General features: G+C 53.9%; 13 protein-coding genes. 4 read left to right on the top strand and 9 right to left on the bottom strand.

Features of this window, described 5'->3' with window-relative positions; translation table 11 throughout:
• Positions 1-16: 16 nt before the first annotated feature.
• The 7 genes from OGX95_RS00575 to OGX95_RS00545 all read right to left on the bottom strand — a co-directional run bounded on the left by OGX95_RS00575 (position 17) and on the right by OGX95_RS00545 (position 7,854).
• Positions 17-799, bottom strand: coding sequence for a 3-ketoacyl-ACP reductase (locus tag OGX95_RS00575; RefSeq protein ID WP_286627923.1), 783 nt, complete (start codon positions 797-799; stop codon positions 17-19).
• Complete coding sequence (locus OGX95_RS00570) at positions 796-2,184, bottom strand: glycosyl hydrolase (protein WP_286627922.1); 1,389 nt, start codon at positions 2,182-2,184, stop codon at positions 796-798. The genes OGX95_RS00575 and OGX95_RS00570 overlap by 4 nt, the downstream gene beginning before the upstream one ends.
• Complete coding sequence (locus OGX95_RS00565; protein ID WP_286627921.1) at positions 2,174-3,037, bottom strand: sugar phosphate isomerase/epimerase family protein; 864 nt, start codon at positions 3,035-3,037, stop codon at positions 2,174-2,176. The genes OGX95_RS00570 and OGX95_RS00565 overlap by 11 nt, the downstream gene beginning before the upstream one ends.
• On the bottom strand, positions 3,019-3,855 hold the full coding sequence (locus tag OGX95_RS00560) for a shikimate dehydrogenase family protein (protein WP_286627920.1): 837 nt from the start codon (positions 3,853-3,855) through the stop codon (positions 3,019-3,021). The genes OGX95_RS00565 and OGX95_RS00560 overlap by 19 nt, the downstream gene beginning before the upstream one ends.
• Positions 3,852-5,459 carry an acyl CoA:acetate/3-ketoacid CoA transferase gene (locus tag OGX95_RS00555; protein ID WP_286627919.1) on the bottom strand — a complete coding sequence of 536 codons (1,608 nt, stop codon included), beginning with the start codon at positions 5,457-5,459 and terminating at the stop codon, positions 3,852-3,854. Before OGX95_RS00555 ends, OGX95_RS00560 begins: the two co-directional genes overlap by 4 nt.
• Positions 5,460-5,600: 141 nt before the next feature.
• Positions 5,601-6,959, bottom strand: a complete 1,359-nt coding sequence (locus OGX95_RS00550) for an MFS transporter (RefSeq protein WP_286627918.1) — start codon at positions 6,957-6,959, stop codon at positions 5,601-5,603.
• 142 nt (positions 6,960-7,101) lie between these two features.
• Positions 7,102-7,854, bottom strand: a complete 753-nt coding sequence (locus OGX95_RS00545) for an enoyl-CoA hydratase/isomerase family protein (RefSeq protein ID WP_286627917.1) — start codon at positions 7,852-7,854, stop codon at positions 7,102-7,104.
• A gap of 309 nt (positions 7,855-8,163) precedes the next feature.
• On the opposite strand from OGX95_RS00545, the gene OGX95_RS00540 reads away from it, so the two are divergent.
• A complete protein-coding gene (locus tag OGX95_RS00540; protein ID WP_286627916.1) occupies positions 8,164-8,907 on the top strand; it encodes an SDR family oxidoreductase in 744 nt (247 codons plus the stop codon).
• Here the strand turns inward: OGX95_RS00540 and yjdP are convergent.
• Entirely contained in the window at positions 8,904-9,233 is a 330-nt protein-coding gene (gene yjdP / locus OGX95_RS00535) for a DDRRRQL repeat protein YjdP (RefSeq protein WP_286627915.1), read from the bottom strand. The genes OGX95_RS00540 and yjdP overlap by 4 nt on opposite strands.
• Before the next feature lie 69 nt (positions 9,234-9,302).
• Positions 9,303-11,567: a hybrid sensor histidine kinase/response regulator gene (locus OGX95_RS00530; RefSeq protein ID WP_286627914.1), complete on the bottom strand. Its 2,265-nt coding sequence runs from the start codon at positions 11,565-11,567 to the stop codon at positions 9,303-9,305.
• A gap of 114 nt (positions 11,568-11,681) precedes the next feature.
• Here OGX95_RS00530 and OGX95_RS00525 point away from each other — a divergent pair, with 114 nt between their 5' ends.
• Genes OGX95_RS00525 through OGX95_RS00515 form a run of 3 tightly spaced genes read left to right on the top strand, consistent with a single transcriptional unit; the run spans position 11,682 to position 15,167 of the window.
• Positions 11,682-13,205: a sugar ABC transporter ATP-binding protein gene (locus OGX95_RS00525; RefSeq protein WP_286627913.1), complete on the top strand. Its 1,524-nt coding sequence runs from the start codon at positions 11,682-11,684 to the stop codon at positions 13,203-13,205.
• Positions 13,198-14,193, top strand: a complete 996-nt coding sequence (locus OGX95_RS00520; RefSeq protein WP_286627912.1) for an ABC transporter permease subunit — start codon at positions 13,198-13,200, stop codon at positions 14,191-14,193. Before OGX95_RS00525 ends, OGX95_RS00520 begins: the two co-directional genes overlap by 8 nt.
• A 32-nt stretch (positions 14,194-14,225) precedes the next feature.
• Positions 14,226-15,167 carry an ABC transporter substrate-binding protein gene (locus OGX95_RS00515; protein WP_260862264.1) on the top strand — a complete coding sequence of 314 codons (942 nt, stop codon included), beginning with the start codon at positions 14,226-14,228 and terminating at the stop codon, positions 15,165-15,167.
• The last annotated feature ends 49 nt before the right edge of the window (positions 15,168-15,216 follow it).

Here is a 15,216-nt window from a genome sequence, read left to right as displayed (position 1 = left end):
GCTGTCTCCCTGCGTCTTAAAGACGTTGTAATGTTAATCCGCCGTCAGCGTGAATGACTGAGCCAGTGGCGAAAAACGCATCTGGTTTCAGCACCATGCTAACCGCCGCAGCGATGTCATCGCCTTTTCCCCAGCGTCGGGCGGGCACCGTTCCTTCGCCGATCAAGCGGTCATATTTTTCATTCACGTTGGCGGTCATATCGGTGCGGATAATGCCTGGACGGATTTCAAAAACGCCGATGCCGTCCGCCGCAAGCCGTGTTGCCAGCCCCTGAGCGACCATTGACAATCCGGCTTTCGAGATGCAGTACTCCAGCCGATTGACCGACGCCATTTCCGCAGAACAAGAAGTGATGAAGACAATACTGCGTTCACCTTCGGCAGTCGGGCGGGTAAGCATTCGTCGGGCCATTGCCTGGGAGAGAAAAAACGCCCCGCGCAGGTTGGTGTTCATCACCGAGTCGAAATTAGCCCCGGAGGTTTCAAGTACATCAAGCCTTTCAGGCGGTGCAATACCGGCATTGGAAACCAGCACGGAAACGGCTCCCAGTTGTTGCTCGACCCGATCAAGCAGCAGGTCATGCTGCGTAATATCGGCGATATCGCTGGCGAAATAACCGGCCTGTATACCGCAGTTTTCCAGCTGCGCTATAGCGGCGTGCGTGGCGTCGTCAGCATCACCGCTACCGGTAATCGCAATGTGATAACCATCTCTTGCCAGCCGTCTGGCGATGGCAAGACCAATTCCCCGACGCCCTCCGGTGATCAGGGCGACACGAATGGAACATAACGAACTCATTGCTCACCTCCTGCCGCGCTGAAAAAAGCGACATAGGGTTCGTTGTTGGCCAGACGCTGAACATAAAGCGCCAGCTCGCGCAGATGGTAATCTCCCCACATAGTCGCTTCGCCGAACGGGTTTTTATGCCCGGAACGCACGTAGTCCCAACCGTTGGGCCGATGATACTGGCTATGCAGCAAAAGCCCCTGGTGCTGCCTGTCCAGACTCAGGTAGCGGTCATCCAGTAGCGTTCTCAGCACCGACAACCCGGCCTGATGATAACGATCTGCGCCCGTGTGCCCGCTGGCGCGAAGCCAGGCCGCAAACCGAAGTAAGCCTTGCGCCGCAATCGCCGCCGCGGAGCTGTCCACGGGTTCGACTGCATTTTCAGGATCAGATTCACGATCGTAGGGCGCATCCACCGTCGCCAGACCTGGCGCGCCGGTATCCCAGTAGGGGATACCGTCCCACAGAGTAAAATCGAGATAAAAATCACACACAGCGGCAGCGGCCTTTTCCAGCGTCGCCATCGTGGTGGGTTTATCCCGTTCTGTTTGCCATTTTTCTGCAGGCAATACCTGGAGATATTCCAGTATTTCCGCGAAACCGCACATGGCCCAACTCAAACCACGAGTCCAGGTAGAGAAACCCGAATACCCTTGCTGTGTCCCCACGCAGCGGAATGCGCCGTTACGCGGGTTGAAGATAGCTTCGTGCGCCGTTCTGCCGCGAATGTCGTAAATATCCCGCCCTTCGCCATAGAAAATGCAGTAGCGCGCGCTGGTGAGCGCATGCGTCAGCGCCCGATCCAACAAAGAGATCGCCACATCACCCTCAATTTTCATGACATGCCCCAGGCTGTGCGCCAACAGCAGCGTGCGTAGGGTACGTAAGGTATCAATGAATAATGAATGCGCGCCGTTGAAAGAGTGGATGTATCCCTGTCCATCGCCCAGATCGGTCCAGCGATAGGCCTGTACCGCCCCGGAACAGCGAACGGCTAACTGGTAATAGTCCCTGACGCCCGGGTCTGTCGGCAGTTTTCCTTCCGCCATCAGGCGCAGTAACTGCCCATAAGTGCTGATTTGATTAAAGCCATGATCGTGTACGCCGAAATGAGTGATGTGCTGCGGCATATCGTGACGAATACGCGCCAGCGCCGTTTCCAGAAACGAGCGCTCGCCTGTAGCGTCAAACTGCAATAACGCGCTGCCGTACTCAAAACCCTGCGTCCAGTCCGTCCACCCTTTTGGTTGATAACGTCCGGCAATGGTATGTACAGGTGCGCCTTTGGTACGATCGGCGCTGGCGTCAATCGCAATGATTTTCCCGGCAGAGGCGTCCCACATACGTTCAATCGCGGGCAGCAAATCATGAGGCGTCAGCGTATTATCAATCTTCATGACGATCTCCTGTATTATTAAGATGTTCCAGGCGTGTAACGAGAGTGCTTAAGGTTGTATCTACCGGTTGTCGCCACCAGTTTTCCGCAGAGAAAATCTCCACCTCATAAAGCCCCTGATAACCAGTGTCGGCAACGGTTTGACATAAATGAGAAAGATTGATGACGCCATCGCCCGGCATGCCGCGATCGGTCAACAGGTGGCGGGTAGGCACCAGCCAGTCACTGAGATGAAAAGCCAGCAGACGCTGCATATTGGCTGCTCGCTGAAGTTGCGTGACAATATCGGGATCCCACCAGATGTGGTAAACGTCAGCGGCAATACCAACATCGGCCCCCAACCGTTCGCACAAACTCAGCGCCTGCGCCAGTGTGTTGATGCAGGCGCGATCGCCTGCATACATTGGGTGCAACGGTTCAATCGCCAGGCGAACATTTGCCATGCGCGCATGTTCCAGCATATCGGCGATGCCGTCTTCAACCTGCTGTCGGGCGTTGTCCAGATCTCTGGAACCGGCAGGCAAACCACCGACCACCAGCACCAGACAAGCAGCATCCAGCGCTGCGGCTTCGTCAATCGCCCGCAGATTATCCGCACGAATTTTTTCACGTTCAGTACGACTGGCAGCAGAAAACATTCCGCCACGGCACAATCCGCTCACCTGTAATCCCGCATCACGAATCAGACGACTGGCCTGGGATAAGCCGATTTCCGCCACTTTGTCGCGCCAGGGAGCGATGCCGCCAAAACCGTATTTCACACATCCCTGAACGGCATCATGCAGCGACGCGCCAGGCCCTAACGTGGCAGTGTTCAGGGAAAGATGTTGCGGAGTCAGCGTGAGCGGGCGCATAGCGACTCCTTATCGGCCAAACCAAAGAAATGAATAAACTCCGCCAGTTGTCCCTCAATCATCGGTTTGCCATTGACAGCATGACAGCCCGCACGTCGGGCATGGGCAAGCAGAGGGGTTTCAGCAGGGTGCATAATGATATCCACGACCTGCAACGATGGACTGAAGTCAGCGAATGGCGCAGGCAGGCCGTCATCAGGTTTCATACCTATGGGGGAACAGTTGATCAGCAGGTCAATGCCCACCAGTTCAGCCGGGGCGTCGCTGACGCGAGCGGGGTGTTGCGAATAGCTGGCGTTAATGCGTTGTGCCAGCGCCTGCGCCGCGTTGTCGTCAGGATCGCACAGAGTGACAGACGCCGCTCCCGCCGCCAGCAGAGCAAACGCAACGGCAGCGCCGCTCCCGCCAGCGCCGAGTTGCTTAACATGCTGCCCTTTCAGTACAAAGCCCTGCCTGAGCAGGCCAACAATAAGCCCCGTTCCGTCAAACATATCGCCATGCCATCCGCCATCTTCACAACGACGTAGTACATTGACGGCTCCCACGCGCTGCGCCTCTGCAGAAAGGGATTCCGTCAGCGCACAGGCGCGGACTTTATGCGGGACGGTGATCACCAGACCATCCAGATTACTCAACTGCATTACGCCGCGCAGACTGGCTTCAAACCCGCTCGTCGCCACCTGTAGCGGTACGCAGACCGCATTAATGCCGGTTTGCTGAAAAAATGAATTCAACAGCTCCGGGGTTTTGACCTGGGCAACCGGGTCGCCTGCGATGCCATACAGCCGGGTGCTGCCATTAATGACCATCGGCTTCATGGTTGTACCTTTGAGGATAATGACGCCAGTCGCGGGTGACATGAGCGGGGTTTAACCGCCATCTCCGCAGACAATCCCATCGGTTCCGGCGAAAAGAGCCTGGCGTCCATCAACTTCAGTTCGGCTGCGATACGAGGACGAAAACGCATTTGCTGCAAAATATCGCGTTCCAGATCAATGCCCGGCGCGATTTCAATTAACTCGAGTTCACCGTCCTTCACCTGGAATACCGCGCGTTCGGTCACAAACAGCGTGACCTGACCACGCTGACTGGCGTAAGGACCGCTGTAGGAAACCTGCTGTAATTGGCTGACGAATTTTTGATGCGCGCCTTCCTGCATAATCCGCAACTGCCCGCCCTGACAGGCTACGCGAAGCCCTCCGGCGGTAAAGGTGCCACCGAAGACCATTTTTTTCGCATTCTGGCTAATATTGATAAATCCGCCCACGCCAATCAGCTTATTGGCGAAACGGCTGATGTTGACGCTACCGCCGCCGTCAATTTCTGCCGCTGACAGGAAGGCGATATCAATGCCGCCGCCGTCGTAGAAATCGAATTGATAAGGTTGATCGATCATCGCGCTATAATTACGCGCCGCGCCAGCGTCCAGACCTGCGGCTGGCGCGCCGCCGATCAGCCCCTGCTCGTTAGTGAGGACGATCTGGTCGAGAATATTCTCTTCAGCGCCGACGAGACCGATACCCGTACAGATCCCCGAGCCAACGTTGCATACCGCCCCAGGCTGCAATTCCATCGCGCAGCGGCGGGCGACGATTTTACGCTCATCCAGCGGCAGTACCGGGAATCCATCAAGCGGAATGCGCAGTTCTCCGGTAAAGGCCGGGTCATTTGGACTTTGGTAGGTGACTGACTGCCCGGGATCGACAACCACCAAATCCACCAGCATTGCCGGAATTTTGACGCTTTTGGCGGGTAACGTACCGCGTTTGGCAATGCGTTTTACCTGGACTATCACTAACCCACCGTTGCGCCGGGTAGCCTGAGCCATCGACAGCATGTCGCCAAAAATAGCTTCCTGCTCCATGGTGATATTGCCGTCTTCATCCGCCGTCGTGCCGCGTAAAAATGCGATATCAACGTGAAAAGGCTTGTAATAAAGCCACTCCTTACCGGCAATTTCTATCAGACTAACGAGTTCCTCAGAACAGCACTCGCTTTGCCGACCGCCGCGTTGACGAGGATCGACGAAGGTATGCAGCCCGACATGGCTTATCAGGCCAGGCCGGCCGGCGGCCATTTCTCGGGTCAATTGTGAGAGTACGCCCTGCGGCAATGTCCAGGCTTCAATTTCATTATTCAGCGCCATTTTCGCCAGCGGCGGGGAATCAACCAGCGTGCCGCAGACGACCCGTTTTAATAAACCAGGGTATGCCAATCGCGACGCCCCGCGAAAGGTACGATCGCCCAGACCAACCGGATGAAACGCAGTAAGTTGTCGGGGGGAATTCTGCGCCTGATAACGACGCTCCAGCGCTTCCAGCAATGCCTCTGGCGTAGCATGCCCCGCACCAGACCCACTGATCATCAGAGTATCGCCGTCACATAACAACGAAACGGCTTCATCCGCTGTAACAATTCGCATAATAATTCTCCATAATAAAACATTGAAATAAATCCACACCTGTATATTGACGCCGAAGAAACGCCCATCGCAAAGAGGCAGAATTGAAATACCCGCAGCTGTAGAATTATTTCGTTTAGCGTTAATTAAATTTCGACAATATTAAATTGATGAGATTTGTTTCCCATTTATTGGCGATGAAACCAGCTCTGTCTTGTGATGCCGTGATAAGTGTTGCCCCAATCCGACAGAAACGGCAGTGAGCAGGCAAAAGAATCCTAAATAAACCATAACCCAGGTCGGCCTGCCATCAGCCAGTGCAACTAATGCGGTTGCAATAAAGGGCGTCGGCCCACCAATAACAGCACCTGAACATTCCCTGCACATCGCAATACCTGAAAAACGGTATTTTGTGGGGAAAAGGTTAGATAAAAATGCGCCTTGCGCTCCGCCGGTACATCCCCAACTGATACCATAAATAATGCTGACGCCCAGCGTTGCCAGTAAAGTATCTTTGGTATCGACCAAATAAAAGAGGGGATAAACAAAACAAAGAGCAAATAATGCACCGCAGATATATATTCTCGCACTACCAAAACGATCAGATAACCAGCCGCCGATTGGGCCGCAGATGAGAGTAAATGAAAGTGCGATAATTAATACCATAAGCCCGTCAGATTTAGGCATCCCCAGGGTATTAATCATATAGCTTAGCGCAAACGTATTGAGTACATATGTCAAAGCCTGGTGTCCTCCCATCGCAAAAAAACCACACAGCAGTTCACGCGGGCTTTCTTTAAATAGCTGACGGATCGGCGCTTTTTGCTGTTGTTTCTGACTGTGCGCTTTTTCCATTGCCTGGACATATTCGGGGGTTTCATCCAGCTTCGCGCGAATGTACAACGCAACGCCGAACAGCAGCACAGAAATCAGGAACGGAATACGCCATACCCATCCCAATAAAGTTTCTTCCGGCACCCACGAAAAGGCCAAAAAGGTCATTGTGGCAATGAGTACGCCAAAGTTTGTTGCGGTATTGGGAATAGACGTAAAAAATCCGCGTCGGTGAATTGGCGTATACTCTGCAACTAACGTAATCGCTCCGGCCAGTTCCGCCCCTGCGCCGAAACCTTGTAACATTCGTAAGAAAATAAGCAATATCGGCGCCCATATGCCTATGGTCTGCCAGGTCGGAAGAATACCGATACCAACGGTGGCGATCCCCATAATGGAAATACAGAAAATAAGCGCCGGTTTGCGTCCAAATTTATCACCAATATGAGAAATAACCACACCGCCAATGGGTCTGATAATAAAACCAATAGCGAATGTAGCAAATGCAGCCAGCGTTCCCCCAAGTTGACTCATCTCCGGGAAGAACAGTTTATTAATAATTAAACCGGAAGCGGCTGCATACAGACCATAATCATACCATTCAATTATTGTTCCCAATGTCGACGCAAAAATTGCACGTTTGACATTTTTATTCGCCCTGTATTCTTGTGATGATGCCTGACTCATAGAACATTCTCCTGCATATAGGGTAAGATGTTCTTCTTCACAGCATAATAAGAAGATCGTTTTGCCTTACATTTTTTTTACCATCCGATTGATTAGTGTGCCGATGTGATTGCACAATAATTTATCTTTGCAAACAAATACCCTATGGCCGCTGTTTACTGAATGCAGCCGTTCCTTGTTGGTAATTACCCACCGCAAAACAGAGTGTCGTAAGCTCATTTTCATATTGCATCCCCGCTTCAAGCGGCATAGACAATGCACCCCGCACAGCGCTTTTCACTGCCTGTACCGCCAGTGGATTATGCTCAGCCAACTTCTGACACAAGATCATCGCAACGTCATTAACCTCATCATCAGCCACCAAATATTCGATCAGCCCAATACGCCAGGCTTCCTGCGCATCAATATTGTCGCCACTTAACAGTAAACGCATCGCCTGACCGTACCCGACTAAACGGGGAAGAAATTGTGATGCGCCGCCCCCTCCAACCCAGCCACGGATAACCTCCGGTGCGCCAAATTTGGCGCTATGGCCAGCAATACGAATATCTGCCGCCAGCATCATTTCCAGACCACCGCCCAATACCCAACCTCTCAGGGCGGCAACCACCGGTTTGCGGGCGCGACGTACCGTTGTGCCGTAATCGATACGCTGGCGGAAATTGGCCGCGGAGGGGTAACTATCCAGCGCCTTTAAATCGCTACCCGCGCAAAATGCCCGCTCGCCTTCGCCACGAAGTAGTATTACACGGATCTCTTCATCATCATTGAGTTGTGTAAAACAACGCGCCAGTACTTCGCTCATTTCTGGCGTCATGGCATTCATTTTTTCCGGCCGATTGATCACCACTTCGGCAATCGCCCCGTGTCGATACACTACAATTTGATTGTTCATTGTCTGTTCCTGTGTAGAAAAAACATTCTCAGATTGCTGACAAAGCGCCCTGTTTTATTGCCGGACGGCACCTTATCAGACAAAATATCAAATAAATTCAAAAAATTATGAACACGCCATAGATCCGATAAGCCTGCGCCATTGGACGACCAGGGTTTTGTCATCGGTTTCCCTTCTGCGTTTATATTTATACTTACTTACTAGTAAGTAAGTAGTGATCGACATAACATTTTTATCACGTCGTATCCAATATGCTTTCAGAGAAGTCATTCGTAAAAACAAACAATGTGCTATGAATCAGGAGGATCTATGCAGAAAGTGGCTCTTATTACTGGCGGAAGTAAAGGCATTGGTTATGAGGCAGCAAAAGCGCTGCGCCAGATGGATTACATTGTGATTATTGTCGCCCGCCATGCGGAACAACTCATTCTTAATGAGGGTTATTCATCCCCAGAGCGTTTTGTCGCAATCAACGCGGATGTCACCAATCCCGCCGAGGTTGAACGCCTGTTCCAACACATTCAACACAGATTTGGTCGGTTGGATCTGCTGTTTAATAATGCCGGAATTAATAGCCCCAGCAAATCTGTAGAAGAGATCAGCGTTGAAGAGTGGTTGCGCGTATTTAATATCAATGTGCACGCCAGTTTTCTTTGCTCCAGAGAAGCAATCCGATTGATGAAACAGCAGCGACCAATGGGGGGAAGGATCATTAACAATGCGTCTATTTCTTCTGTCACACCTCGCCTGTTCAGCGCCGCTTATACATCTTCGAAACACGCGATAACGGGTTTAACCAAGTCGATCGCCCTCGATTGTCGAAAATTTAATATCGCTTGCGGACAAATCAATATTGGTAATGCGCGAACGCAGATGTCGGAACGCATGTCTGAAGGCGTTCAGCAAGCAGATGGGAATATGCGAGTCGAACCCGTGATGGATGTGGCTGATGTCACTGCGGCAATCCAAATGATAGCCGCCTTACCGACAACCACGAATGTGCTCGAATTAACTATCATGGCGAATGAAATGCCATTTGTTGGACGTGGCTAGCGATCGTAGTCCTCTTCCATTCTGCGCTCTTCATCTTCCAGTTGACGCCGTTCCTGATCGAGCTGCCGCTGGCGATCGTCTAACTGACGGCGGCGGTCTTCAAACTGGCGCCGGCGATCATTATATTGCCTGCGGCGATCGTCACTCATCTGACGCTGCCAGCCATCATCACGTGAGTCGTCATAATCCCGATTGTTATCCGGGTTATAAGCATCGCTGACGGCACGTTGAATATTGCCAATGGCGTCATCAATAATGTCTGCATGCGCCGAAATCGTCGTCAACATCAGCAAACTGAATAAAAAGAGCGTCGGGGAGCGTTTCATCAAACCAGCCTCATAAAGAAACTGGCTCCACGGTAATCAAAGTGCTTTGACGCGAGTAGCGGAGGAATCTCAATTACGTGCGCGTCGCAGCGCCTGGGCCAGTTCCCCTCGGGTAAACGGTTTACGCAATAGCGCCACATCCGGCAGCGCCGGATTATGCGCCGGACGTAAATCCTGACCGCTAATCAGCAGAATATTCAGTTGCGGATAATGCTTCAGGACATGATTGACCACATCCGCGCCACTCAATCCGCCTGGCAACATTAAGTCGCTGACAAGAATATCAATCTCTGCTGAAGCCGCCAGCATATGCATTGCCTGTTCGCCGTTAGCGGCTTCGAGCGTCAGGTAGCCCAAAAGATGTAATTGTTCGCACAACGTCTGACGCACATCGGCCTCATCTTCGAGCACCAGAACCAGCTTCTCACCGCTGGTCGCTGGATGCTCTGCTATCGGTTCGACCGGAACTTGCACCGGCACAATGGCACGAGGAAGCTGTAGCCTGACAGTGGTTCCCTGCCCTGGCGCACTTTCGATCTCTACGCGACCGCCAGATTGACGCACAAAGCCGTACACCATCGACAGCCCCAGTCCACTCCCACTACCGGTTTGTTTGGTCGTGAAGAACGGTTCGAAGACCTGTGCCTTAATTTCCTGTGACATGCCACTGCCCTGGTCAGCCACTTCCAGCATCACCATGTCCTGTTTGCGACCATCGCTACGCGTAACACGCTGATTCCACGAGCGGATCTTAATCATACCGGCCTGCCCATCCATCGCATCACGAGCGTTCATCACCAGATTGATAATGGCGTTTTCCAGTTGGCTGACGTCAATCCACGCCGGCCAGGCGGGCGATTGGGCCTCGATTTCCAGCATAAACGTGTTAGGTAGCGAATGGCGCATCAGTTCGCCCAGGTTCTCCAGCAGCGTTTTCAGCTCTACCGCGTGCGGATGCAAAGACTGTTTGCGTGAAAAGGCCAGCAGTCGCTGGGTCAGCATCGCCCCACGTTCAGCCGCTTTTAGCGCCCGGTTGATCCGTGGCGCATCGGGCGAATCCGGATTCACCAGATCCAGACTGCCGATAATCACCGCCAGCAGGTTATTGAAATCATGCGCTAATCCGCCGGTCAGTTGCCCTACCGCTTTCAGCTTTTGGCTGTGTAGCAGTGCTTCTTCCAGCCCCTGGCGTTCGGTGCGATCGATTTCCATCTGGGTGGTTTTTTCTTTCAGTAGCCGGGTGGTGTGCTCGAGCGACGCCGTATTGCGGGCAAACACGCTAAAGGCGCGGGCCAGTTCGCCCAGTTCATCACGCCGTTGCAGGGCCGGGACGCTGACATCTGATTCCCCATGCGCCAGGCGGGTCATCGCGCGCGAGATAGCCGTCAGGTTGGAGCCAAGATTGCGGTAGATATACCAGCCAGCAAAACCGGTGATCACCACCGCCAGCAGCGCAAAGGCCAGAATAAACAACGCGCCGGACTGTAACTCCTGGTGGCTTTGCGCCACCCGCTGTTCGGAGATTAACGCCACCTGCGAAGCATACTGGTTGATATCACTGTTGAGGATCGCTACCAGCGCTTTGATATGAAACATATACCAGTTGATCGCCAGGTCGCTTTGTTCCAGTGCGGCAGAAAGCGGTTCCAGCTTATGCAGTTCCTGATTGAAATCGTTGAGAATGCGGCTAATCAGCAGGTTACTGGCTTGCAGAGGCAGCGCGGGCATCACGCCGTCCAGTTGTTTGATTACCGAGCGCGGTGCGGGCGTCTCAATGGCAGCGACGATCAGGCGGTCCATCTGCGTAAGCAACGTGTCATCCTGCGCGCCGGTGAGTTTTTGCAGATGGCGTAAGTAGCTTTGATTCTGGTACAGCGAACTGAGCAGCGCGTTACGCTCCAGATGCCGCCGCTGTCCGCGCTGCAACATACCTTCCACACTGCTTTGCAGTTCATTGCTGCGTTGAATAATACGCTCGACCAGCCCCGGCTCCTGCTGTGCCAGCGGCGCAGCAGCCAGTTGTTCCAGTGAATGCTTCAGCGCCCGCTGGGTCTCCTGCAGACGTTCCGCTTCACCTTTGTATTCCAGCGCCCCCACCACCTGCGACAGTCGCACCGCCGCCGTTGCTACATTTGCCGTATCGCGCGCCAGATTCATGCTGCCGGTCATGTCATCAACCGTTTGCTGTTGCACCTGCTCCTGAATCTGACTGGCATGCTGAAAACCCAGCACCGCTACGCCGCTGACCATCAACGTAACAGCCACCACCAGCAGGTTGAAAAACAGTAATCGCCCGCGCGCACTGGCGAAAAAGAGATGTCCTGGTTGCGGCATATCACGCCCCATGAAGAAAAATCGCAATATGACAAATATGAACGGCTTCTGACATTTTGCATTTACATTCCTGTGATGGACTGCTGATATCGGCCACCCCGCAGGAGATCCGCTATGAGCAGGACACCGGTTCTGGAAATGCGCAACATTGCCAAAGCGTTTGGCAAATTTTACGCGCTGAAAGGGGTCGATTTAACGGTCTGGCCGGGTGAGATCCATGCCCTGATGGGCGAAAACGGCGCGGGGAAAAGCACCCTGATGAAGATCCTCGCGGGGGCCTATACCGCCACCAGCGGCGAGATCCTGATTGACGGACAACCTTTTCATATTCGTGGACCCAAGGATGCGTTAAGTGCAGGCATTACCCTGATTTATCAGGAGATGCAACTCGCACCAAATCTGACGGTGGCGGAGAATATCTTCCTCGGCAGTGAATTGTCGCGCGGTGGTCTGGTCCAGCGTAAAGAGATGGTGACGCAGTCGCAGAAGGTTATCGACCGACTCGGTGCCCAGTTTAAGGCCAGCGACCGGGTCATGACGCTGACCATTGCCGAGCAGCAGCAGGTCGAAATCGCCCGCGCCCTGCACCGTAACAGCCGTATCCTGGTCATGGATGAACCCACCGCTGCCCTCTCCTCGCGTGAGACGCACCGCCTGTTTGAACTGATCATGCGCCTGCGCGATGAAGGCATGGCGATTATCTATATCAGCCACCGTATGGCAGAAGTCTATGAACTCTCCGATCGCGTCAGCGTACTGCGCGATGGGCAGTATGTCGGTAACCTGACCCGCGACAAGCTTAATGCTTCGGAACTGGTGCGCATGATGGTTGGCCGCCCGTTAAGCGATCTGTTCAACAAAGAGCGCGATATCCCGCTCGGCAAAGCGCGCCTGAACGTGCATCACCTGACTGACGGCAACAAAGTGCAGCCGTGCAGTTTATTAGTGCGTTCCGGGGAAATTGTCGGCCTTGCGGGTCTGGTGGGCGCCGGGCGATCCGAACTGGCGCAGCTGATTTTTGGCGTACGCAAAGCGATCGGCGGCATGATTGAAGTCGACGGCGAGCCAGTGGTTATCCACTCCCCGCGTGAAGCCATTGACCACGGCATTGGCTTTCTGACCGAGAACCGCAAAGAACAGGGGCTGTTTTTGGAACTGGCGGCGGCAGAGAACATCACCATGGCGACGCTGGAGCGTGACGCCAACTGGGGCATGCTCGATCGCAAAAAAGCGCAGGCCATTTCCGATGACGCCATCCAGTTGCTCAACATTCGCGTGCCGCATGCGCAGGTCCGCGCGGGCGGCTTGTCCGGCGGCAATCAGCAAAAATTACTCATCTCGCGTTGGGTGGCGATTGGCCCCCGCATTTTAATCCTCGATGAACCCACGCGCGGCGTGGACGTCGGTGCCAAAAGCGAGATCTACCGGATCATGAACGATATGGCACGCAAAGGCGTGGCGATCCTGATGATCTCCAGTGAATTGCCGGAAGTGGTCGGCATGAGCGATCGGGTATATGTCATGCGGGAAGGCAGTATTGCTGGCGAGCTGGACGGGAAAAGCATTACCCAGGAAAATATTATGACGCTTGCAACCGGCGTGAACGACTCCCATCATCAGGCGGTGCCCCATGAATAATTCAACCCCTCCCCGGCAGGTGGCGAAATCCGCCTCCGCAAAAAAAATGTTGATGAGCGATCTGATGCAAACGGTCGGCATCTTACCCATTCTGATCCTGATTGTGGCGGTATTTGGCTTTATCGCGCCAAACTTTTTTACGGAGAGCAACCTGCTGAATATTACCCGTCAGGCATCGATCAACATTGTGCTGGCGGCGGGCATGACGTTCATCATTCTCACCGGTGGGATCGATCTCTCCGTCGGTTCAATTCTCGGCACCACTGCCGTTGCGGCGATGGTCGTTTCTCTTATTCCTGAGCTGGCCATGCTGTCGATTCCGGCAGCGCTGATGCTCGGCCTGGTACTGGGGCTGTTTAATGGCGCACTGGTCGCCTTCGCCGGACTGCCGCCGTTTATCGTCACGCTAGGGACTTATACCGCGTTACGCGGCGCGGCCTACCTGCTGGCGGATGGCACAACGGTGATCAACTCCAACATCAGCTTTGAGTGGATCGGCAACAACTATCTCGGTCCGGTACCGTGGCTGGTGGTGATTGCACTGGCGGTGGTGGTGGTGTGCTGGTTCATTCTGCGCCGCACGACGCTCGGCGTCCATATCTACGCGGTTGGCGGCAATATGCAGGCAGCACGCTTAACCGGTATCAAAGTATGGCTGGTGCTGCTGTTCGTCTATGGCATGAGCGGTTTGCTCTCAGGTCTTGGCGGGGTGATGAGCGCCTCCCGGCTGTATAGCGCCAACGGTAACTTAGGCATGGGTTATGAGCTGGACGCCATTGCCGCAGTGATCCTCGGCGGCACCAGTTTTGTCGGCGGGATCGGCACCATTACCGGCACGCTGGTGGGTGCGCTGATTATCGCCACGCTCAATAACGGCATGACGCTGATGGGCGTGTCTTATTTCTGGCAACTGGTGATCAAAGGGGCGGTGATCATCATAGCGGTGCTGATCGACAAATACCGTACCCGGCATCATCAAAGTGCATAACAACAAAACCCTACAGCTACGAGGAATACAACATGCGTTTGAAGCCATTAGTTACCGCGCTCTGTGCTGGCGCACTGCTTGCCGCGACGCCATATGTGCAGGCAAAAGAACTGAAATCAATCGGCGTCACGGTGGGCGATCTTGCCAACCCGTTCTTCGTGCAGATAACCAAAGGCGCGGAGCTGGAAGCACGCAAGCTGGCAGGCGATAGCGTTAAAGTGACGCTGGTTTCCAGCGGTTACGATCTGGGACAGCAGGTCTCGCAGATCGACAACTTTATTGCCGCCAAAGTGGACATGATCATTCTTAACGCGGCAGACTCCAAAGGCATCGGCCCGGCGGTCAAACGCGCGAAAGACGCGGGCATTGTGGTGGTCGCCGTTGACGTGGCAGCGGAAGGCGCAGACGCCACCATCACCTCCGATAACACCCAGGCCGGTGAAATGGCCTGTAAATACATTACCGACCGCCTGAAAGGGAAAGGTAACGTGGTGATCATCAACGGGCCACCGGTTTCCGCCGTACAGAACCGCGTGGAAGGCTGCCAGACCGAGTTCAAACGCCACCCGGACATCAAGGTGCTGTCGCATAATCAGAACGCCAAGGGCAGTCGTGAAGGCGGTCTGGAGATCATGACCGCCCTGCTGGCGGCTAATCCGAAGATCGACGGCGTATTCGCCATTAACGATCCTACCGCGATCGGTGCCGATCTGGCGGCAAAACAGGCGCAACGTAGCGAGTTCTTTATTGTTGGCGTAGACGGTTCGCCGGACGGTGAAGAAGCGCTGAAGCGCGAAAACTCATTATTTGTGGCGACCCCGGCACAAGATCCGCAGGTCATGGCTGCCAAAGCGGTCGAAATCGGCTATGACATATTACAGGGGAAACCCGCACCGAAAGAGCCCGTGCTGATCCCGGTGACGATGATCGATAAAAACAACGTCGGCAGCTATAAGGGTTGGACGGTGAAATAACCCGCCACAACAACGCCGGATGGCGGCAAAAATGCCCTGTCCGGCATGA

The organism is Citrobacter sp. Cu233, assembly GCF_030332225.1.
Classification (GTDB): Bacteria; Pseudomonadota; Gammaproteobacteria; order Enterobacterales; family Enterobacteriaceae; genus Citrobacter.
The sequence above is the reverse complement of the archived record's forward strand: the minus strand, read 5'-3'. Positions and strand labels throughout refer to the sequence as shown.